This window comes from Brachybacterium avium (assembly GCF_002216795.1).
Lineage (GTDB): Bacteria > Actinomycetota > Actinomycetes > Actinomycetales > Dermabacteraceae > Brachybacterium > Brachybacterium avium.
Genome location: NZ_CP022316.1, coordinates 3306695 through 3328733 on the forward strand (window position 1 = coordinate 3306695; position 22039 = coordinate 3328733).

At 70.1% G+C, this 22039-nt stretch carries 15 protein-coding genes and 6 tRNA genes; 10 read left to right on the forward strand and 11 right to left on the reverse strand.

Going from position 1 to position 22039, the window contains the following annotated elements; all coding sequences use genetic code 11:
• The first annotated feature begins 76 nt into the window (after window positions 1-76).
• From CFK39_RS17075 to zapE, 3 genes are all read left to right on the forward strand, one after another.
• Entirely contained in the window at window positions 77-250 is a 174-nt protein-coding gene (locus tag CFK39_RS17075) for a hypothetical protein (protein ID WP_245822709.1), read from the forward strand.
• Window positions 250-1431, forward strand: a complete 1182-nt coding sequence (locus CFK39_RS14805; protein WP_245822711.1) for an alpha/beta hydrolase family protein — start codon at window positions 250-252, stop codon at window positions 1429-1431. Before CFK39_RS17075 ends, CFK39_RS14805 begins: the two co-directional genes overlap by 1 nt.
• 123 nt (window positions 1432-1554) lie before the next feature.
• Window positions 1555-2613 (forward strand): cell division protein ZapE, encoded by a 1059-nt coding sequence (zapE, locus tag CFK39_RS14810; protein ID WP_089066103.1) that lies wholly within the window; start codon window positions 1555-1557, stop codon window positions 2611-2613.
• A gap of 72 nt (window positions 2614-2685) precedes the next feature.
• Here zapE and treZ read toward each other — a convergent pair whose 3' ends face one another.
• From treZ to CFK39_RS14865, 11 genes are all read right to left on the reverse strand, one after another.
• Entirely contained in the window at window positions 2686-4476 is a 1791-nt protein-coding gene (gene treZ, locus CFK39_RS14815; protein WP_089066104.1) for a malto-oligosyltrehalose trehalohydrolase, read from the reverse strand.
• Window positions 4473-7052, reverse strand: coding sequence for a malto-oligosyltrehalose synthase (treY, locus tag CFK39_RS14820; RefSeq protein ID WP_089066105.1), 2580 nt, complete (start codon window positions 7050-7052; stop codon window positions 4473-4475). The genes treZ and treY overlap by 4 nt, the downstream gene beginning before the upstream one ends.
• A 77-nt stretch (window positions 7053-7129) precedes the next feature.
• Window positions 7130-9295: a glycogen debranching protein GlgX gene (gene glgX, locus CFK39_RS14825; protein ID WP_089066106.1), complete on the reverse strand. Its 2166-nt coding sequence runs from the start codon at window positions 9293-9295 to the stop codon at window positions 7130-7132.
• A gap of 71 nt (window positions 9296-9366) precedes the next feature.
• Window positions 9367-11934 carry a CHAT domain-containing protein gene (locus tag CFK39_RS14830; RefSeq protein ID WP_157697187.1) on the reverse strand — a complete coding sequence of 856 codons (2568 nt, stop codon included), beginning with the start codon at window positions 11932-11934 and terminating at the stop codon, window positions 9367-9369.
• Between the two features lie 103 nt (window positions 11935-12037).
• Entirely contained in the window at window positions 12038-12562 is a 525-nt protein-coding gene (locus tag CFK39_RS14835; protein ID WP_089066108.1) for a hypothetical protein, read from the reverse strand.
• On the reverse strand, window positions 12559-13215 hold the full coding sequence (locus tag CFK39_RS14840) for an RNA polymerase sigma factor (protein WP_089066109.1): 657 nt from the start codon (window positions 13213-13215) through the stop codon (window positions 12559-12561). The genes CFK39_RS14835 and CFK39_RS14840 overlap by 4 nt, the downstream gene beginning before the upstream one ends.
• Window positions 13212-14936 carry a S8/S53 family peptidase gene (locus tag CFK39_RS14845; RefSeq protein WP_089066110.1) on the reverse strand — a complete coding sequence of 575 codons (1725 nt, stop codon included), beginning with the start codon at window positions 14934-14936 and terminating at the stop codon, window positions 13212-13214. The genes CFK39_RS14840 and CFK39_RS14845 overlap by 4 nt, the downstream gene beginning before the upstream one ends.
• Window positions 14937-15035: 99 nt before the next feature.
• Complete coding sequence (locus tag CFK39_RS14850) at window positions 15036-16304, reverse strand: DUF6895 family protein (RefSeq protein WP_089066111.1); 1269 nt, start codon at window positions 16302-16304, stop codon at window positions 15036-15038.
• 4 nt (window positions 16305-16308) lie between these two features.
• The gene (locus CFK39_RS14855) at window positions 16309-16584 is read right to left on the reverse strand and encodes a hypothetical protein (protein ID WP_089066112.1); all 276 of its coding nucleotides are present in this window, start codon (window positions 16582-16584) and stop codon (window positions 16309-16311) included.
• Between the two features lie 262 nt (window positions 16585-16846).
• Window positions 16847-16918: transfer RNA gene (locus tag CFK39_RS14860), tRNA-Val, on the reverse strand.
• A gap of 27 nt (window positions 16919-16945) precedes the next feature.
• Window positions 16946-17021 (reverse strand) — tRNA-Gly (locus CFK39_RS14865).
• 344 nt (window positions 17022-17365) lie between these two features.
• On the opposite strand from CFK39_RS14865, the gene CFK39_RS14870 reads away from it, so the two are divergent.
• From CFK39_RS14870 to CFK39_RS14900, 7 genes are all read left to right on the forward strand, one after another.
• A tRNA-Val gene (locus CFK39_RS14870) sits at window positions 17366-17437 on the forward strand.
• 26 nt (window positions 17438-17463) lie between these two features.
• Window positions 17464-17536 (forward strand) — tRNA-Gly (locus tag CFK39_RS14875).
• Window positions 17537-17601: 65 nt separating this feature from the next.
• Window positions 17602-17672, forward strand: a tRNA-Cys gene (locus CFK39_RS14880).
• Between the two features lie 27 nt (window positions 17673-17699).
• Window positions 17700-17774, forward strand: a tRNA-Val gene (locus CFK39_RS14885).
• A gap of 153 nt (window positions 17775-17927) precedes the next feature.
• Entirely contained in the window at window positions 17928-19928 is a 2001-nt protein-coding gene (gene thrS / locus CFK39_RS14890) for a threonine--tRNA ligase (RefSeq protein WP_089066113.1), read from the forward strand.
• Complete coding sequence (locus tag CFK39_RS14895) at window positions 19925-20515, forward strand: HIT family protein (protein WP_089066114.1); 591 nt, start codon at window positions 19925-19927, stop codon at window positions 20513-20515. Before thrS ends, CFK39_RS14895 begins: the two co-directional genes overlap by 4 nt.
• A gap of 82 nt (window positions 20516-20597) precedes the next feature.
• A complete protein-coding gene (locus CFK39_RS14900; protein WP_245822713.1) occupies window positions 20598-21923 on the forward strand; it encodes a PrsW family intramembrane metalloprotease in 1326 nt (441 codons plus the stop codon).
• Window positions 21924-22039 lie beyond the last annotated feature (116 nt).

A 22039-nucleotide genomic window follows, 5' to 3' on the forward strand; every position in this document is an offset into this window, starting at 1 on the left:
CGCGCGCACTGCAGGACAACGAAGGTGAACGAGACGTTCACATCGTCGATCGTAGCTCGCAGCTAGGATGCGCGGTATGACGCGCGCCCCTTCCCCGACCCTGTCCCGACTCGACTCGATCCGCCGCGTCATCCCCCTCCCGAATCGCCCTGATCAGGCTCGATGGTCCGAGGTCATGGTCCACGGCGCCGTCGGTGCGGCCACCATGTTCGCACTCAGCGCAGGCGCGCTCACCGCGGGGCCCGGGTGATGGCGCGTCTGCCGCTGGTGCCCCGGGAGAGCCTGCGCGGCCTGCCGGACGTCACGGTGCGGGCCGTGCACCCGGACCGTGTCCACCTCGACGAGACCCGCACCACCGGGCGCGGCGGCCTGCTCGCCCTCCGCCAGGGCGGCGGCACCGTCCACGTGCGCCTGGGGCCTGTCGACGGCCGACCGACCCCGACCACCGTCTCCCGGCCGGTGCTCGCCGTGGACACTGACGAGCCGCTGCGGGTGGAGCGGGCCCGCAGCAACGGCTTCTACTGGGCGGGGACCCCGCAGACCGCGCACGGCCTGCCCACCGAGGAGGTCACCGTGGAGTCCCCGGTCGGCCTGATGCCCGCCTGGCTGGTGCGGCCCACCCCGGAGCATGGCGCCGCCACCGGCCACGACGACACCTGGGCGATCCTCATCCACGGCCACGGATCTGCACGGGGCGAAGCGCTGCGGATCATCCCGCTGCTGCACCGGCTGGGGCTCACCAGCCTGGCGATCACCTATCGCAACGATGTCGGGGCTCCCGCCTCCGCCGACCGGATGCACCATCTCGGCTCGGCGGAATGGGAGGACACCGAGGCCGCGATCGACTTCGCGCTCGCGCATGGCGCGCGCCGGATCGTCCTGGTGGGCTGGTCGATGGGCGGAGGCATCGCGCTGCGCACCTCGCTCCGCTCCGCACACCGCGAACGCATCGCCGCCCTGGTCCTGGACTCTCCGGCCGTGGACTGGCAGGACATCCTCATCTACCACGCGACCGCGCTGAAGGCGCCGGCCCGGATGCGGCAGCTCGCGCTGTGGATGATGACCTCGCGGATCGGGGCGCGGATGGTGCGGCTGCGGGAGCCGCTGGCCCTGGCCGAGATGACCCCGGCGTACTACGCGGAGCACCTGACCCACCCCACCCTGCTGTTCCATGCCCTGGACGACGAGACGGTCCCGCCCGAGCCCAGCCGTCAGCTGGCCGCGCTGCGTCCGGATCTCATCGAGTTCGTCCCGGTCGCCGGGGCCTCGCACACTCGTGAGTGGAACACCGACCCGGTGCGCTACGAGCGCGAGCTCGCGGAGTACCTGGTGGGGGAGCTCGGCCTGGAGATCCCCGGCGGGGAGATCCAGGTGCCGGTACGGGATCCCGCCGTCCCCGCCCTCGAGGGCTCCATCGGGCTGCGGCTCTGAGCAGGAGTCGGTGCACGAGTGCCGGACAGAGCGCTCCCGTTCGCTGACTGCGACGCCAGGAGCATCGAGCAGTGCCGCAGCGCGCGTCCGGGACCGTGGGGCCCGGCCCCTACACTGAATCCCGTGACCGAAGCTCTCTGCGACCGCCGGCCGAACCCGTCCCTGGAGCGTCTGCTCGCGGATCTGGTGCCCCCGCCGAGATTCGCGCAGGCGCGGCTGGACAACTACGTCCCCGACCCGGCCTATCCGTCCCAGGAGGAGGCGAAGCAGCGGGTGACCGCCTTCGCCGCCGACCTCGCCACCCCGCGCGGCGGCTTCCTGACGAGACTGCGGCGGAAGAAGCCGGAACCCGCGCGCGGGATCTACCTCGACGGCGGATTCGGCGTCGGCAAGACGCACCTGCTGACCTCCCTGTTCCATGCCGTGAGCGGAGACCGGGTGTACGGCACCTTCGTGGAGTACACCGACCTGGTCGGCGCGCTCGGTTTCCAGAAGGCCGTCGAGCTGCTCGGCGAATCCGTCCTAGTGTGCATCGATGAGTTCGAGCTCGACGATCCCGGCGACACACTGCTGATGACCCGGCTGATCCGTGAGCTCTCCGACCGGGGAGTCGCGATCGTGGCGACCTCGAACACCCTGCCCGACGCGCTCGGGGAGGGGCGTTTCGCGGCGCAGGACTTCCTGCGCGAGATCCAGGCCATGGCCGAGCGCTTCGACGTGCTGCGGATCGACGGCGAGGACTACCGGCGGCGCGATGGCGTCACCGAGATCGCCACCCTGCCCGCACCGGAGGTGGTCCGGAGCGGACAGTCGATGGACGGTGCCACGCTCGACGAGTTCGATCCGCTGCTGACCCACCTGACGAAGGTCCACCCCTCCCGCTACGGGGCGATGATCGACGAGGTCTCCGCCGCGCACCTCACCGGGATGCACGGGCTGACCCACCACCACGACGCGCTGCGCTTCGTAGTGCTCGTGGATCGGCTCTACGACCGCGAGGTGCCGGTGCTGATCTCCCTGGCCGGCGGCTCCGGCTCCGGCATCCTCGAGGATCTCTTCTCTGCCGAGCTGCTGCGCAGCGGGTATCGCAAGAAGTATCTGCGGGCCCTCTCCCGCATCGCCACGCTGACCAATGACGGGGGAGCGCTGCTGCGCCCCGGCGCGGCCGATACCGCGTCCTGAGCCGCGCTCCCGAGGGCACGGCAACAGCCGCTGCCGTCGGAGCAGGACGGTGGGCCCGGTGCCGGTCCTGCCTCAGCCCTCGGCCGCGGGGACCGGGCGGAGCGCCACGGCCCCCGCCCCGGCCATGATGATCGTCCCATCGGCACGGAGCGATACCTCGCCGAAGGAGGCCAGCACCTCTGCGGCGCGCGGTCCGGCAGTGAGCTCGCCGGGTCCGCGATGGGCGAGCACGGCCAGTCCGCCGCGATGCAGCAGCACCGTCTCCTCCGCGAGCACCTGGACGGCGGTGGCGGCCAGGGAGGGGTCGTGCAGCTCCGCCTGCTCACGGCGCAGTGCGATGAGGGTGCGGTACCAGTCCAGCATCGTGGCGTGCCCCGCCTGCCCACGTTCCTGCCAGCGCAGGATCGAGGCGGCGAAGGTCGAGCGCAGCTGCGGGTCGGGGACCTGCTCGGCCCAGCCCATGGCAGCGAACTCCTCCCTCCGCCCGGCGCTCACCAGGGCTCCCAGCTCCGCCTCGTGGTCGGTGAAGTAGGTGAACGGGGTCGATGCCGCCCACTCCTCGCCCTGGAACAGCATCGGGGTGCCCGGGCCCAGCAGGATCAGGGCGCTCGCCGCCGCCTGCGCGCCGGGCTCGATCCCGTGATGTATCCGGTCCCCGGCAGCACGGTTGCCCACCTGGTCGTGGTCCTGGAGGAAGGTCACGAAGGAATGGGCATCGTAGTCGGGGCTGTGGGGGTCCACCGGCGCGCCCCACACCTCCTGGCGGAAGCTGGACCAGGTGCCGGCGTGGAGGAAGACCCTCTCCAGCACGGCGACCAGCGCGTCGGTGCTGCCGAAATCGCTGTAGTAGCCGGAGCGCTCGCCGGTGATCCAGGCGTGGACGCCGTGGTGGACGTCGTCGGCCCACTGCATGTCCATGCCGAGGCCGCCGTGGGAGGTGGGGGTGACGGTGGCGGGCTGATTGCGATCGGACTCCGCGATCAGCGTCAGCGGCCGACCGGCCTCCTGCTCCCAGGCGGCCACCGCGTCGGCCAGCTCGGCGAGGAAATGGCGGTCGGAGTCGTCGCACAGCTCGTGGACGGCATCGAGCCGCAGCCCGTCCAGGCCGACGTCCACCAGCCAGTGCCGGGCGCTGCCCAGCAGGAAGTCCCGCACCTGCCGGGAGCCGGGCGCATCGAGGTTGATCGCCGAGCCCCACGGAGTCTCGTGCCGGTCGGTGAAGTAGGGGCCGAACCTGCCCAGATAGTTGCCGGAGGGGCCGAGATGGTTGTGCACCACGTCGAGCACCACGGCGAGTCCCCGCCGCTGGGCGGCGGCGACGAAGCGGGCCAGTCCGGCCGGTCCTCCATAGACGGCATGGACCCCGTACAGGCCGACCCCGTCGTAGCCCCAGCCCCGATCCCCGGGAAAGGGCGCCACGGGCATCAGCTCCACCGCATCGATACCGAGATCCACCAGCTCGTCGAGCCGCTCGATCGCGGAGTCGAGGGTGCCGCCGCGCCCGTCGGGGCCCGGGGTGAAGGTGCCCACGTGCAGTTCGTACAGGACCCGCCCGCGCAGGCTGCGGCCCTGCCAGGAGGTCTCCTGGCGCAGCAGCTCGGGGTCGACGACCTCGCTGTCGGCGTGGACTCCCTCCGGCTGGGCCAGCGATCGCGGATCCGGCAGCCACAGCTCAGAGGCATCGAGGCGGAAGGCGTACCGGGCGCCGGGCACGGCAGGCACCCCCGGCAGCGCGAACCAGCCGTCGCCGGCGGGCTGCATCGGCTGCTCGGCCCCGTCGATCCGGACGGTCACCTGCTGTGCATGCGGTGCCCACACCCGGTAGGCACCGTAGTCACGAGGGGCGACGGGGACGGTGCTCATCGGGCGTCCTCCCGTCCACCGACGCGCACCAGGAGCGCGACCGGCCACTCGTCCAGCAGTGCATCGAGAGCAGGCTGCCCGCCCACGACCTCCTTGCCGCTGAGGGTGTCGCGCCATCGCCCCGCGGGCAGCGCGATCCAGGCATCGCCCCAGCCGCCGCGCTGGGAGAGGCCATGGGCGAGTCGGGTCACCACGGTGACCGCCTCGATCGGACCCTCGCCCACGGCTCGGCCGAAGGCGACGGCGTGCCCGGTCGTGGTGGGCAGCGGGCGGTAGGAGGCGTCGCGGCCCTGGAAGAGGTCCGGACGCTCACGGCGCAGCACCAGGGCGCGGTGGGTCAGCCACAGCTTCTCGTCGGCGATCCCGTCAGGGCCGGCACCCTCGATCATCCGCGTCAGCCGTGCCCGGTGCGCTGCATGGTCGACCTCGCGACGGTTGTCCGGATCCACGAGCGAGAAGTCCACTGACTCGTTGCCCTGGTACACATCCGGCACGCCCGGCATCGTCAGCTGCACCAGCTTCTGGCCCAGGATCGCGCTTCGCTGGGCGGTGAAGGTGCGGCGCGTCCAGTCGACGAGGATCTCGTCGACCTCCGCGGACTCCAGGGCGGCCCGGCCCAGGGTCAGCACCTGCTGCTCGTACTCGCCGTCCTGCTCGGTCCAGGTGGTGTGGCTCTTCGCCTCCCGCATGGCCTTTATCAGATACTGGTCCAGCCGCTCGGCGGTCAGCGGCGCGGCGGCCGCCCCCGGCAGCTCCCAGCACGCGGCGAGGATCTGCCACAGCAGCAGCTCGATCGCCCCGTCGACCCGGTCCCCGCGCTGTTCTGCGGTCGCCCGTTCCAGGTCCTGCACCACCACCGCCCACTCCAGCGGCTGCTCGGTCAGCACGGCGAGGCGGGCGCGCACGTCCTCGCTGCGCTTGGTGTCGTGCGTGGACAGGGTGGTCATCGCATCGGGCCGGGTGAGGACCATCGAGGCGGCATGATCGTGCAGCTCGTCCGGGTCCACCCCGATCCGATCCGGATCCGATCCCACCTCGTTGACAGCGACGAAACGGGAGTACCGGTAGAAGGCGGTGTCCTCGAGCCCCTTGGCGTGGACCGGGCCGCAGGTCTGGGCGAAGCGCACCACCACCTCATCGCGCTCGGCGCTGCGGGTGCGTCCCGCGCTGCCCACCTCGTCGCCGCAGACCAGCGCCACCACGGTCTCCAGCGTCGCCACGATGTCCTCGTCCTCGCCGAGGCGCCGGTACGCCCGGGCGGCCGCCTGCTCGATCACCGCGCGCTCGGCGCCCGGGGCCGGTTCCCCCGGCACGATGTAGGCGCGGTAGCGGTCCATCGACGCCAGCAGCGCCACCACGACCTTCTGGATGTTCCGCCGCGTGGTGTCCCGCAACCGGATGTCCTCCTGGCAGATTCGGTGGATCAGGGTCGTCAGGCGCTCGATCTCCGCCCACAGGCTGGTCGAGACGATCAGGTCCGTGGACTCCTCGACGACCTCCTCGAAGGGCCGCAGGTCCCCGGTGCGACGCTGCCACAGATGGGTCAGGCCGATCGCGCCATGCGGATCATGGAACAGGCCACCCACCCGCCACAGGGCGTCGTAGCCGGTGGTGCCCGCGCAGGGGAAGTCCCCGGGCAGCTGCTCCTCACCGTGCAGGATCTTCTCCACCACGGTCCAGGCGCCGCCGGTCGCACGCTCGAGATCACGCAGATAGCCACGAGGATCGGCCAGACCGTCCGGATGGTCGATGCGGTAGCCGTCGATCACCCCCTCGCCCTGCAGGCGCAGCAGCGTCGCATGGGTCGCATCAAACACCGGCGGCAGCTCCACCCGGACGGCGGCGAGGGTGTCCACGTCGAAGAAGCGCCGATAGTTCAGCTCGTCGTCGGCGACCTTCCAGTACGCCAGGCGGTACCACTGCCGATCCAGCAGATCCACCAGGCCCAGATGCTCGGTGCCGGCGGCCACCGGCAGCACATGGTCGTAGTACCGCACCACGTGCTCCGTGCGCAGGGAACCATCGGCCTGCGGGATCTGCTCCTCGCCCACGGAGATCTCCTCATCGGCCAGGACGGCGCCGATGGGACGGCCCAGCACCGGGACCAGCAGCGAGCGCTCCCCGCTGAGCTCGACATCGAACCAGTCGGCGAAGGGGGACGCGGTCCCCTCGCGCAGCACCGACCACAGGGCCCGGTTGTGCCAGATCGGGGTGGGGATCGCCATGTGGTTGGGGACGACGTCGACGATCAGCCCCATCCCGTGCGCATGCGCCGCCTCAGCCAGCCGGCGCAGCGCCTCCTCCCCACCGATCTCCTCGCCGATGCGGGAGTGGTCGACCACGTCATAGCCATGGGTCGAGCCGGGTGCCGCCTGCAGCACGGGGGAGCAGAATACGTGCCCCACCCCGAGCCGTGCGAGGTACGGGACCACCTGGACCGCATCATCCGCAGTGAACCCGGCATGCAGCTGCAGGCGGTAGGTGGAGGTCGGGACGGGCCGGATGGCGGGCAGGGTGCCGGTCGTGGCGCCCTCGCGCCCATGCGGGAGGGGATGGCGGACGGGGTCGATGCTCACGGGGCGATGCTCTCCTTCGTCGCGCCCCGGGCGATGGTCCCGGCCGGGGCGGGCCGCTCGGTGCCGGAGGACCTGCCTCAGGCGCGGGCGGTACGGGTCTCGTCGTGCTCGGGAAGGTCGTCGTCGTGCTCCGTCATGGGCGGCCGCATGAGGATCAGCAGCGAGTGGCCGGGACGGGTGAGGGTGGTCTCGGCCGCGAGCGCGTCCCCGACGTCGATCGTGTCCCCGGTGCCCAGCTCGACGCGCCACTCACGGCCGTGGTCGGCCGGCGGCAGGGTGAAGTCCACGGGATTCCCGGAGGCGTTGAACATCACCAGCGCGGAGTCGTCGATGATCCGCTCGCCGCGCAGATTCGGCTCGGGGATCCCGGAACCGTTGAGGAACATCGTCAGGCACTTGTTCTGCGGGTTGTTCCAGTCCTCATCGGTCATCAGCGTGCCGTCGGTGCCGAGCCATTCGACGTCCGGGAGCGCCGAATCGGCTCCGTCCCGGGGCGTCCCCTGCAGGAAGCGTCGACGCCGGAAGATCGGATGGTCCCGGCGCAGCGCGATGACGCTCTGGGTGAACCAGAGCATGTCCATCTCGTACGAGTCCAGCTCCCAGTCCACCCAGGCCAGCTCGTTGTCCTGGCAGTAGGTGTTGTTGTTCCCGTCCTGGGTGCGTCCCATCTCGTCGCCGTGCAGGATCATCGGCACGCCTTGGCTGAGCAGCAGCGTGGCCATGAGGTTCTTCGCCCGGCGCAGGCGCAGATCGCGCACCCCCGTGTCGTCGGTCGGGCCCTCGACCCCGGAGTTCCAGGACCGGTTGTGGCTCTCGCCGTCCTTGCCGTCCTCACCGTTGGCGGCGTTGTGCCGGTCGTTGTAGGAGACCAGGTCCGAGAGCGTGAAACCGTCATGGGCGGTGACGAAGTTGATCGACGCGATCGGGGTGCGCCCGGTGTGCTGGTACAGATCTGAGCTGCCCGCCAGCCGCGAGGTGAAATCACCGATCTTGCCCGGCTGGGAGCGGTGGAAATCGCGCATCGTGTCGCGGTACTTCCCGTTCCATTCGGACCACAGCGGTGGGAAGCCGCCGACCTGGTAGCCCCCCTCGCCGAGATCCCAGGGCTCCGCGATGAGCTTGACCTGGGAGATCACCGGGTCCTGCTGGATGATGTCGAAGAACGCCGAGAGGCGATCCACCTCATGCAGCTCGCGGGCGAGGGTGGAGGCGAGGTCGAAGCGGAATCCGTCCACATGCATCTCGGTGACCCAGTAGCGCAGCGAGTCCATGATCAGCTGCAGCACGTGGGGGGTGCGCATCAGCAGGGAGTTCCCGGTGCCGGTGGTGTCGTAGTAGTGCGCCTCGTCCCCTTCGACCAGGCGGTAGTACGCGGCGTTGTCGATCCCGCGGAAGCAGAGGGTGGGCCCCAGCTGGTTGCCCTCGGCGGTGTGGTTGTAGACCACGTCGAGGATCACCTCGATGTCCGCCTCGTGGAGGTTCTTCACCATCTGCTTGAACTCCTGGACCTGCTGGCCCAGCTGCCCGGCATGGGAGTACTCGTTGTGGGGGGCGAAGAAGCCGATGGTGTTGTAGCCCCAGTAGTTGCGCATCCCCTTCTCGACCAGATGGCCGTCCTGGACGAACTGGTGGACGGGCATCAGCTCGACCGCGGTGACGCCCAGTTCCTGGAGGTGCTCGATGATCGCGGGATGCCCCATGGCGACATAGCTGCCGCGGATGTCCTCGTCGATGTCCGGATGGAGCATCGTCAGGCCCTTGATGTGGGCCTCGTAGATGACGGTGTCGTGGTACTCGTGGGCCGGTGGGTGGTCATTGCCCCAGTCGAAGAACGGGGAGACCACCACGGAATGCATGGTGTGCGCTGCGGAGTCATCGGTGTTGCGCTCCGCGTGGTTCTCGAAGTCGTAGCTGTACAGCGAGGGATGGTTGCTGGCCATCCCGGCGATCGCCTTCGCATACGGGTCCAGCAGCAGCTTCGAGGCATCGCAGCGGTGGCCGGCGGAGGGATCGTAGGGGCCGTGGACCCGGTAGCCGTAGCGCTGACCGGGCTGCACCGACGGCAGGTACACATGCCACACGTAAGCATCCACCTCCGTGATCTCGATGCGGCGCTCGGCGCCCGTCTCGTCGAGGAGGCACAGCTCGACCCGCTCGGCCACTTCGGAGAAGAGGGCGAAGTTGGTGCCCGAGCCATCGAAGGTGGCACCCAGGGGGTAGGCCTGTCCGGTCCAGATCTGCATGAGCCCACAGTAGACGCACCGTGCCTGAACGAGGCGCAGGGAGACCTGGTGCCGGGGCGATCCGGCCCCGGTCAGGTCATCGCGCGGACGCTGTGCTGATCCTGCGGGAGACGCCAGTCCCGTCCGTAGACGCAGAATCGGCGGGACTCGGGATGATCCTCGGCGATCGCCGCGAGGGCGGCCGCCGCGTCCCGCCCAGCGGCGATCTGTTGGTGATAGGCCGCCATCGCCGGGGCGGCCGTCGCGTCCCTGACCGGTGCGACGGCGGCGACCACTGAGTCGACACCGCTGGCCAGGAGCGCGGCGGTCAGCCCGAGGGGCTCATCGCCAGGCCGGACCACCGCACGACCGACATCACACATCGACAGCACGATGTGTTCTGCCCCGATGCTTCGTTGACCGAATTCATGTGCGACGAGTGGGCCGTCGTCGAGCAGGATCGAGGAGAACAGAGGATTCTGCTCGTGATGTGTGCCGTGCGCTGCGATGTGCACCACGGTGCAGCGCTCGAGGGCATCCTTCATCGTCGTCGCGGTCGCTTTGCGTTCGACGGTGCTCTGCTCCCGCGGCCAGGCTCGTGAGACGGACTCCACCTCTTCGACCGCTCGGTGAAGACCGGGGCCGGCCAGCGCGGCGATGCGCGGGCCGGGCCGCGGCGGGACCGGCCGCGGCGAGTTCGCCCAGAACGTCGCGGAGGGGCTGACGGTCACCACACGGTGGTGCAGATGCGGCAGTGCACGCCAGGGCAGCGAGGCGAGCAGGCGGGAGGGCAGCACGACGGTCCGGGCCGTAGCCGGCAACGCAGGTGCGAGCAGTACATCCAGAGCCGAAATGGCCCGGTCAGCGGCGCGTCGGATCACCTCGGCCAGCCGCGGGTCGGAGGCGCGGCCGAGATCGCGCAGCGCATCGGCGAGGCTCCGGACGAGGCGCGTCGTCTCGGAGACAGGGCCGAGGTCGCGGAGCCGTTCACCAGTGGATTCCACGGTGACCGCGCGGAGGCGGTCGCGATGGACGAAGTAGCTGACGAGACCGGTGCCCCCGTGCGCTGTCAGTCGGCGACGAAGCTCGGTGAGCTCGATCGCGGGCGGCAGGGGCGCTCGAGCGTCCTGGTCGGTCGCGCCGCTCCAGTCGCGACGTTGGATCTGCTGTTCCGCGAGGGCTATCCGCCGCCGGAGGTCCGCGGGCTCTCCGAGCTCCTCCTGCAGCGCCATCCTGGCCTGACGCAGCGCCGTCAGCTGGGTCGTCAGCACCGGGTCCTCGAACGGCGTCAGGGACGGCTGACGGTGGGAGAGGGCGCGCCAGCGTTCGCAGGCGTCGAAGATCTCCTCCGGGGGCCCGGTCCTCATCGCGAGATCGACGTCCAGCTGTTGCAGGCGTCGGCCATGGAGCGCCATCGCCGTGCGCGCATCGAGTCCGGAGCGTCGACCCTGCTCGCTGCCCAGTGCCACGGCTCCGGCCCGGAGGCTCCGCCGGACGGAGGAGGTGTCTCCGGTGCCGGCACTGATCGTGGCCAGCACGAGGTGGCGCTGGAGTCGGTCGGGCAGGCTGAGCTGGTCGTCGGGAATCGTGTCGAGCCGGGCCTGCGCATGGTCCAGGGCACCGAGCTTGGCCCCGACCTCAGCGGCCAGCAGCCGCGAGGTCGACAGGATGTCCCCGGCGGCCGCGGGTCCGTCGGCGAGCGCATCGGCACGTCGTGCGAGTCCCGGGGAGACCGTCCCCTCCGCGATCTCGGCCTCGAGGGCCAGCAGCTCCGCCCGGGTGGTCCAGGCGGGTTCCTGCTGTTCGGTGAAGAGCTCCGCGGCTTCGTGTGCGCGGGCCCGGGCGAGCGGGTACTCCTCCTGCAACAGGGCCAGGCGCGCGAATTCCAGGGTGAACTCGCCCAGATCGTGCATCAGGCGCTCCTGCGCGGCGGCTCTCCGGCCCGTCTCCAGCAGTGCGCCGGCGGCATCGAGCAGACCGGACTCGAGGAGGACTCGGGCCCGGTCGAGATTCGACTGGGAGGGGCGAACACCGGTCATCTCGCTGGCCCTGTCCATCAGGACCAGTGCTCGACCGAGGTGGCCGCGCATGAACTCCAGCCGTCCTCGATCGTGGAGCGACACGGCTGCCAGGTCGTCGATGCCGTGCTGTCGCGCCAGATGCTCGCCGTGCTCGAGGTCTGCGGCGCTGCCGTCCATGTCGCCGAGGAACTGGCGTGCGAGTCCTGAGTTGACCGCGAGAGCGACCGCGGCGCGCGGCCCCGCAGTCTCCGAGACGTCACCCAATGCCTGCATCGTGGTCAGCGCCGCGTCCCAATGGCCGAGGCGTGCCTCCAGTCCGGCTCGTTGGATCGCCGCCAGGACGCGAACGGTGCCCACTGCGGAACCGGAGACGCCGGAGACGAGAGCCTCGGCGTCATCCAGCAGCTGGAAGGCCTCCTGGCGCCGACCGGTCTCGAACCGGGTCAGGGCGAGCGTGACCCGAGCCCTTCCGGCGGCGGTGAGGAGCTCCTGGGGCACGAGCCCCGGGCCGATGCGGGTGAGCACCTGGTCGAGCAGCTCCTCGGCGCGTGTCGGTCGGCCGGCCGCATTCGCCGCCACGGCCTCGTCCACGAGCGCGAGCAGCTCGCAGGGTTCCGCTGCCGGCGAGATCGCGGGCATGATGCCGCGCTCCCCGGGGCGGTCGGGCACGCCCTGGTGCCGGCCGGAAGGGTCGTCCTGGATCGTCGGCTCCTGGTGAGTGGTGAGTGGTGAGCCTGCGGGCTCAGAGATCGAAGTACGGGGTCAGGATGGGTCCCTGAGGGTGGTGGAAGTGGAGCTGCGCCGGTCCCCTCGGGATCTCGTCGAGAGTGAAGCGGCCGTCGGGATCGGCACGGAGCTGCTGCCTCACGGCAGTCCGGGTCCGGTCCGGGGAGAGGACGTGGAGCTCGATCGAGCAGTCGGGCACTGTCACCCAGCCGTCGACCCGGACAGTGTCTGGTGCCGTGCCGTGCGGGGTGATGGTGATCATGCTGCTCAGCCGGTCACAGGAGAACGTCAGGGTGTCCGTGTGCATCGCGTGCTCACGGAAGGCGCCGGCTCCGAGCGGCTCGCTGCCCGCGAGGGATGGTGCGGTGGCCTCGAGACCGTTCTGCAGGTCGGCGACCTCTGCACGCAGCTCGCGCACTCCCAGCTGGAACCTGATCTCCAGGGTCAGATCCTCCGGCACCGGGTCGACCGTGGACCAGAGATCGGCGAGCTCGTCCAGGATCTGCAGATCGGTCTCGTCCAGCGGGTCGTCGGCGCTCATCGGAACTCCCCCCAGCTGGGATCGTCGTGCAGTGACGCGCGGAGCCGGGCGAGGCAGCGGCCGCGGGTCGGGCCGATGCTGCCCACCGGCATCTGCAGGGTCTCTGAGAGCGACGCGTAGTCGGGACGGTCGCTGAAGGCGATCACCCGCAACAGCTCCCGGCAGCGCGCCGAGAGGTGGGTGACATGCCGCCACAGGATGCTCCGCTCCTCGTCGAGCGCGACATGGTCAGCAGGTTCGGGGGCGGGATCCGGCACCGGGTCCTCGGGGTGCAGCTGCTCGGCGGCGGTGCGCTGGCTCTGTCGCCCCAGGCGCCAGGCCTCCCGGCGGGTGGTGGTCACCAGCCAGCCCAGCACCGCCAGGGGATCCTCGATGTGGTCGGCCTTCTCCACCACCCGGAGCCATGCCGTCTGAACCGCGTCGCGGGCAGTCTCTCGTTCGAGCCCCTGAGCTCGGGCGATGTGCCACAGCAGGGGAGTGGCCATCTCGACCAGCTCGTCCATGGCGCCCACTTCCCCGGACCGGTGCGCCGTGAACGCCGCGGCGGTCCGACGGGTCAGGCTCGGCCGGCCGGTCGCCGAGGAGCCCAGGTGATCGGACGCGACGGGGGCGGCACCGGGCGGGCCCGTCAGCTGCGGATCGTCGACAGTCATGGAGTGACCTCCTCGGCCTGCTCAGACCCGGCCTGCTCAGACCCGGCCTGCTCGGGTACCTGCAGCCCAGACTCCATCGGCCGACGCATCGGTCCCTCACTCTCAGACGTGATACGGGTTCCCCGGACGGCGAGCACGGCCTCTGCGGCCGCCCCGACTCCGCCGGGACGCGTCGTCCTCGCCGCAACCTCACCCGCGATCCAGGGTGCCGCGAAAGATGTGCCGCTCCAGAGCGCGAAGCCCGAGGAGTAGTCGTCGGGGTCGATAGTGCCGCGGGGCAGCGGATCATCACGATTCGCTTCCAGACTGCGCTGATGGCTGCCCTGGAGTGTGACCGGCACTGTGCTCACCACCGCTGCACCCGGTGCGAGAGCACCCACCCAGTCGCCGTGATTGGAAAACGCCGCGACAGCGCCGCCATCAGGGGTGAGGGCACCGACGCCGATCAGAGGCGGAGTCTCGGAGAGGTCCCGGCTCAGCGCCGCCGGGTAGAACGGGGTGGTGGTGGCATCATTGCCCGCCGCAGCCACGACCGCGACCCCAGCGGCGGCGAAGGACGTCAGGAGCAGGGCGAGCGGTGCGGCCGCCGTGGGGTCCTCGGGAGTCTCATGGTAATAACCCATCGACAGATTCACGACGTCCAGTCGCCCCGCGGGGGTGCCATCCGCGCTGCGCCCCGGGACCTCGTCCCGCCGGTGCAGACGCAGCAGCTCACCGAGGGCGAGCAGCACGTCGCTCTCGGCCACCGTGCCCTGCGCTCCCATGACCGGTACGTCCAGCAGATGCGCGTGCGCGCAGCGCTGCCGGATGATCCCCGCCACAAAGGTGCCATGACCAGCGAGGGCCTCGAGTCGGCCGTTGAGCGAATCGCCAGGTGCGGCGGCCGCCGACTCCGGGGCATCGAACAGTGCGACGGCCTGCGGGTCGGTGCCCGGACCCCGGAAGCGGGTGAAACCCTCCCCCTCCACGGCGAACCACGGGTGGGCGCCGATGCCCGAATCGAGCACGGCGATCACGGGGGTGTGTTTCGGGACGCGGCCCGCAGCAGAGGCGAGGCGGGGATCGGATGCGCTCCAGACCACCGGCATCCGTACTCCCAGGGCGTGGCCGGGAGCACCGAACCCGGTGCTGACCCCTGCCCACATCCCACCGACTCCAGCCCACATCCCGCCCACACCGGCCCACATCCCGCCTGCTCCGCCCCACGTCGGACCGGACTTCGAGCTGCCGGCCGCCATCAGGTGATCCAACGCGAGGCCGTCGGCGAGATCGCCGTCGCCGCCGAATTCGTGCCGGACCTGTTGGAGCAGGGTCCAGGCATCCGGTGGCGCGGCCGGCGCCTTGTGACTGGGCGTGATGTCGACGGCTGTGTGAAGGACCTCGTCGAGCAGTGCACGGTCGTCGGCGTCGTAGACCTTCGCCGCTGCTCTCCGGTGAGGCGCGATCGACCAGCGCAGCTCGAGCCCTCGAGCATCGCTCCACGCCTGGAGCCGCGTGACCGCGGCGTCGGCCGACCCCCCGGGCACGCCACGGACCAGCAATCGTCGGGAGAAGTAGACGGTGGGGTCGATGCGGGTTCCCGCTGGCCGCACCGCCGACGCCGGGTCGAGGACGCGAGTACCGAGGTGTGCGTGCACCCCGGGCGGGACGATCGGGAACGGCGCTGACGGCGGGGCGTGCCGGGGAGCGCCATCGAGGGGAGCACGGAACCGAACAACCATGGTCAGATCCTTCTGTCGCACGAAGCGGTAGTGGTGAGTGTAGGCGGTGGGAGTCCGCACCCGGCGTCTGCCGTCTCGGCGCCGAGCCGTCCGGCGGTGTCAGGCCGCCCGGACCGTCGACTCCGACAGACGGGTGAGCAGCTCGCCGGCCTGCCGGAGCATGGAGGTGGGTGCAAGGTCGGCCCTCACACAGGTCATCACGATCTGGTGAGCGCGGGCGTAGTCCCTGCCGAGGACCGCACGGCGCACCCCGATGTCGGCCAGGAGCGGTACCAGCGCTCCCTGTGCCTCCGCCCCGGTGGCGCGCAGGACCGCCTCCCAACGGGGTGCGGGATCCCGGGGCGGCAGCAGGCTGAAGAGCTCGTCGGCGAGGGGGGCGAGCCCGGGGACCGCGGGCGGCGTCCGTGGCGGGTCCTGCTCTGCACGCAGGATCGCGGCCTGGAGCATGCCCGAGACGTACACGGTGTGGTAGCTCTCCCAATAGAAGTATCCGGCCTGTGCAGACGGCGCGAGCTGTTCGAAGGCGCTGCTGTGCAACGTGATCGAGGGGAGGATCCCGTACTCGTCGTCGACCGCGTCGAGCACTTGGAGGGCGGCGAGCGCGGTTGACGACCAATCGACCCTCAGCATCGGCCAGGTCATCAGCACCTCGGCAGCGATATCGAAGTCGTCCTCGTCCAGGCAACGTGCCGTGATGCCGTCGATGTCTGCCAGCAGACTGCTCTCATCACGGGCCCACAGCGGAGCGCGGGTACCGAATCCCGTTGCGTAGAAGAGCCCGTGGGTGACCGCGTAGCACGCCTCGCGTGATGCACCGAGGACGTCCTGTCCCTGGTTGTAGGCCGTGCGCCGGGCCGCCGCCTCGAGATCCAGCGGCGGGAGCGGAGCACCGAGATCCCGGTGCCAGCCCGCCTCGAGGTCCTTCCATGCCAGGCGCTCGGCGGGACCCGTACTGGTGGTGGTCAGCGCCCGGCAGTACCGAGCATGGAATTCCGGGTCGGGGCGACCGAGGGCGGTCAGATAGAGGTGAGCTACTCCGAGCTCTGCCGCCTTCGTGGGCATCAGCCCCATCAGCATCGCCGTCTCCTCGCTGCGCGCGCTGGGGGTGATGGCGTCGGCGAGGGCATCGATGCGGGAGGTGAGAGCGGGCGGGGCGGAGGGGACGGCCGAGGCCAGGTGCAGCAGCAGCGCCGACTCGCACGTGATCTTCGCGCGTCGGGGAAAGCCGGGTCTCGAGGCATCGGCGGAATCGGTCCCCGGTCGGTGCAGGAGTTCGTCGGTGGCGCGGAGGGCGAAGTCCAACGTGGCGGCGAGACGAGCGATGCGCTCGTCCCGCCGTCCGTCGGCGCCCACGAGGGGCTGGTTCATGTTCTCAGCGTCCGGGACGATCGAAGCGGGTGGCGATATCGCGCAGCGAGTCGACCTCTTCCACCCTGAGCTGTTCGGCACCGATCTCCGAGACGTGCAGGACCGACTCATAGACTTTGATGACGTGGTCGGCGGCGACGCCTTCTGCCCCGAGGACGGTCTCCGGCAGCTGCTTGACGAGCTCGCCGATCTGGTCGAAGTCGACGGCACGGGTGCGTTGCATCTCCCTGACGAACTTCAACTTCTCCGCCTGGGCCTTGGTGGTCTTCTTCTCCGGCATGACAGCCTCCTTGCTGTGTCTGGATCCACGGGTGCGGATCTACTGACTAGGAGTGCCGCGGAGCTCTGGTGATACAACCGCGGCAGGAGAATCTCAGAATGGCGGGAGCGGGGCCCTTCGGAGTGGGGAGGCCTGTGGGCAGGCGGATGCATCAGCGCGGCATGGTGAGAGAGCGTCGGCACGCCTGCTGAGGCCGCTGCCGATCCCCGGCGTCCCCGACATGACGAAGGCCCCCTCGGTGTTCCGAGAGGGCCTTCCGGGGTGGGCGATACTGGGATCGAACCAGTGACCTCTTCCGTGTCAGGGAAGCGCGCTACCGCTGCGCCAATCGCCCGCTGCGTCCGGGGACGCGGGGGAGGGGTGGAGCGGACGACCGGATTCGAACCGGCGACCCTCACCTTGGCAAGGTGATGCTCTACCAACTGAGCTACGTCCGCACATCGGCTGAGCCGACGAAGGACGACGATATTCCGCTCCGTCGTGCTTCGCAAATGCTGGGGGCGCACAGTGTCCGAGGTCACCGCAGGTGCGGCGGTGGGGGCGATGCAGTGGGGGTGCCGCCCGATGCCCGGGCGGCGACATTCTCGGTCGGCGGTGGATCTGCGGCCGGCCTGCGGCGGTATCCATGACGGCGGCGCGGGTCGGGTCGGCGGGGTCCGGTGGCGTTCGCGATGCGGCCGCTGGGGGCACGGGATGGAGGTCACATCTGATCTGGCGCGGAGCATCGGGGAAACCGTGTAAGCTTCTTCGAGTCCACTCGAGAGGGTGGCCAGCACCTTCAGGGCGATTGGCGCAGGGGTAGCGCGCTTCCTTCACACGGAAGAGGTCACTGGTTCGATCCCAGTATCGCCCACGGCAGGATCTCCGGATCCCTGTCATGCGGACGTAGCTCAGTTGGTAGAGCATCACCTTGCCAAGGTGAGGGTCGCCGGTTCGAATCCGGTCGTCCGCTCCGAGGAGCGGCGCGCTCGACGACTCGTCGGGAGCGCCGTTTCACGTAGATGCGAGAGCATCTGTGGTGGGTTGGCCGAGAGGCGAGGCAACGGCCTGCAAAGCCGTGTACACGGGTTCGAATCCCGTACCCACCTCCGCCGGCACCGACACGGTGCCGTCACGGGCGATTGGCGCAGCGGTAGCGCGCTTCCCTGACACGGAAGAGGTCACTGGTTCGATCCCAGTATCGCCCACCAGCACAGAGGGGCCCCGGTCTGCGGACCGGGGCCCTTCTGCGTCCTCGGCCACTGTTGACCCAGGTCGACTCGTGGTGACCCTGTCAGGCGGATAGCATCGCCCGTGGAGCCGGCATCGTCGGCCGGCTCGACCCGACCTACAAGGAGCACTCCGTGGCCCAGATCGCCATCACCCTCGACGGTTCGTCCCAGCACCTCGAGGAGGGGACCACGGGCTCCGAGCTCTTCGCGGACACCGCCTCGGTCATCGCCCTGCGCATCGACGGGGAGCTGCGGGACCTGCACAGCGTCCTCGCCGCAGGCCAGGACATCGAGGGTGTCGACATCTCGTCCCCGGACGGTCTGTCGATCCTGCGCCACAGCGCCGCCCACGTGCTCGCCCAGGCGGTGCAGAAGACCAACCCCGACGCCAAGCTCGGCATCGGCCCGCCCATCACCGACGGTTTCTATTACGACTTCGACGTCGCCGAGCCGTTCACCCCCGAGTCCCTCAAGGCGCTGGAGAAGGAGATGAACCGGATCATCAAGTCCGGTCAACGCTTCGTGCGGCGCGAGGTCTCCGATGACGCCGCCCGCGCCGAGGAGTCGGCGGAGCCCTACAAGCTCGAGCTGATCGGCCTGAAGTCCAACGCCGATGATGCCGCCGAGGGCGCGAGCGTCGAGGTCGGCGAGGGTGGGCTGACCATGTACGACAACGTCGACAAGAAGGGCCAGACCGTCTGGACGGATCTGTGCCGTGGCCCGCACCTGCCCACCACCAAGCTCATCGGCAACGGCTTCGCGCTCACCCGCTCCGCGGCCGCCTACTGGCGCGGCAGCGAGAAGAACCCGATGCTGCAACGCGTCTACGGCACCGCCTGGCCCACCAAGGAGGAGCTGCGCGCCCACCAGGAGCGCATCGCCGAGGCCGAGCGTCGCGACCATCGCCGCCTCGGCAACGAGCTGGACCTGTTCTCCTTCCCGGACGAGATCGGCTCGGGACTGCCGGTGTTCCACCCCAAGGGCGCCATGATCAAGATGGAGATGGAGGACTACTCCCGCCGCCGCCACGTCGAGGCCGGGTATTCCTTCGTGTCCACCCCGCACATCACGAAGAAGAATCTCTTCGAGACCTCGAAGCATCTCGAGTGGTACGCCGAGGGCATGTATCCGCCGATGCATGTGGATGAGGAGGTGGATGCCGACGGCAACATCACCAAACAGGGCCAGGACTACTACCTCAAGCCCATGAACTGCCCGATGCACAACCTCATCTTCAGTTCCCGCGGCCGCTCCTATCGCGAGCTGCCCCTGCGGCTGTTCGAGTTCGGCAGCGTCTACCGCTACGAGAAGTCCGGTGTCGTGCACGGGCTGACCCGCGCCCGTGGCTTCACCCAGGACGATGCGCACATCTATACCACCCGCGAGCAGATGAAGGACGAGATCGCCGGCACCTTGGACTTCGTCCTGGACCTCCTGCGCGACTACGGCCTGGACGACTTCTACCTCGAGCTGTCCACCCGTGACCCCGAGAAGTCCGTGGGTGACGAATCCACCTGGGAGGAGGCCACCCGCACCCTCGAGGAGGTCGCCACCTCCTCCGGTCTCGAGCTGGTCCCCGATCCGGGCGGCGCCGCCTTCTACGGGCCGAAGATCTCCGTCCAGGCGAAGGACGCGATCGGTCGCACCTGGCAGCTGTCCACCATCCAACTGGATTTCTTCGAGCCCGAGCTGTTCGAGCTCGAGTACACCGCGCCGGACGGATCCCGGCAGCGTCCGGTGATGATCCACCGCGCGCTGTTCGGCTCGATCGAGCGGTTCTTCGGGGTGCTGCTGGAGCACTACGCCGGCGCGTTCCCGGTGTGGCTGGCGCCGGTGCAGGTCGTCGCCGTCCCGGTGGCGGCGGAGTATGTGCCCTACCTCGAGGAGGTCGCCGTGAAGCTCCGCGCCCGCGGGGTGCGGGTCGAGGTCGACTCCTCCGACGACCGGATGCAGAAGAAGATCCGCACCCACACCAAGGAGAAGGTGCCCTACCTGCTCATCGCCGGCGGCGAGGATCAGGACAAGGGCGCCGTGTCCTTCCGCATGCGCGACGGCAGCCAGGACAACGGCATCGCCGTCGACGCGGCGGTCGAGCGCATCGTCACCGCCATCGAGGACAAGGCGCAGGTGTGAGCTCGGAGCCCGAGACGCCCGACGGAACCGCCGGCCGGCCCGCCGTCGAGGACGCCCGCGACTTCGCGGGCGTCCCCGACGACACCCAGCGGCTCTGGACCCCGCACCGCATGGCGTACATCGGCGGAGAGAACAAGCCCGAGGATCCTCACGACGACGCGCAGTGCCCCTTCTGCGCTGCGCCGAAGCGCACCGATGAGGACGCGCTGATCGTCCACCGCGGGAAGAGCGCGTACGTGATCCTGAACCTGTACCCGTACAACGCCGGCCACCTGCTGGTGTGTCCGTACCGCCACGTCTCGGACTACACGGACCTCGACGAGGCAGAGGTGCTCGAGGTCGCCGAGCTCACCCGTACTGCGATGCGCGTGATCCGCGAGGTCTCCGCACCGGCGGGCTTCAACCTCGGCATGAACCAGGGCGAGGTCGCCGGGGCCGGCATCGCCGCGCACCTGCACCAGCACGTGGTGCCGCGCTGGCCGGGGGATGCGAACTTCCTGCCCGTCGTCGGCCGCACCAAGGCGATCCCGATCCTGCTCGCCGACACCCGTCGGCTGTATGCCGACGCGTGGCCTGAGCTAGCATGACCGAGGCCGTCCCGGCAGCGCTCCGCAGGCGGGGCGGACCCCGGGGCGGGTCGCACCGACCGGGGGAGAGGCAGGAGCGTCCGTGACGAGCACGACCGGGAGACCGCCGGCCCCTGCCCCGCAGTCGATGCCCGGGCCTGCCCCGCATCGCGCGACGAGCGGCGGCGAGGTCAGCTCCGACCCCTACGGCTACGACATCGAGCGGGTGGACCCGAACGCCCCCGCCCGGATCGGCGGCGGGCGCGCCCCGCGCCGCCGCCGGCGCCCCTGGGTGAGGTGGGCGCTGTTCGCGCTGTCCTTCCTGATGCTCGCAGCCTCCGCAGTGGCGCTGTACCTCTTCGTGATCCTTCCGCTCGGCTTCGGCACCTCCCTGGTGGCGTTCACGGCCGCGCTGGTGCCGGTCGCGATGATCTTCGCGGCGGTGTGGTGGCTGGACCGGTACACCCCGCAGCCACGGATGTCGCTGATCTACGCCTTCGCCTGGGGGGCGATCGGCTCGGTGCTGCTGGCGCTCTTCGTCGGCACCTTCTTCGACGCCTGGATCTCCCCGGCGGAGGAGACCCAGCTGGTCGACAGCTTCCTCGGCGCTGTCGTGCAGGCCCCGGTCATCGAGGAGACGATGAAGTCCGCGGGGCTGATCGGTCTGCTGGTCTGGGGCCGGCGCTATATCTCCGGACCGCTCGACGGCGTGGTCTACGCAGCGCTGATCGCCGGTGGTTTCGCCTTCACCGAGAACATCCTGTACTTCTCCCAGTCCTTCCATCAGGCCCAGGCCGCGGGTGAGATCGCCGTCTTCTGGCAGACCTTCTTCCTGCGCGGCATCCTCTCCCCCTTCGCGCACGTCTCCTTCACCGCGCTGTGCGGGCTGGGGCTGGGGATCGCCGCCGAGCGGCGCTCGCTGATGCTGTACTTCGGGCTCGGGACCGGCGGTCTCTCGCTGGGGATGGTGCTGCATGCACTGTGGAACGGTTCCACCTTCTTCCTCCCGGTGGATCCCGAAGCGCCCCTGGTCGGTTTCCTGCGCTACTACGCGAGCGTCCAGGTGCCGATCTTCCTGTTGCTGGTCGCCATCGTGCTCTTCCTGAGGCTGCGGGAGAAGCGCATCCTGCGCCGGCAGCTCTCGGAGTACGGCCGGGCCGGCTGGTTCTCCCCGGACGAGGTCGAGCTGCTGGTCTCGATGCGCCGGCGCCGTCGGGCCGAGGCCTGGGCGGCACGCCACGGCGCCGTGGCCCGGATCGGCATGCGCCATCTGATCAGCGCCGCGATCGCCCTGGGGATGGAGCGGCACAGCGTCCTGTTCGGACGGACGACGGCGAAGTCCCGTGCCCGTGAGCGCGAGCTGCTCGAGGAGATCACCGCTGACCGCCGCCTGCTCGGAGCGCTCACGGCGCCCGTCGTGCGCAGCTGAGCGGGACCTCCCGGCGCGCGCCGTGCGCTCCTGCGGCACGAGCATTCAGGGTGGGCTGCGACCTGGCCCTAGAATGGAGCGGCAATCCGCCGCCGGATGGCGGCAGAGTCGGGAGG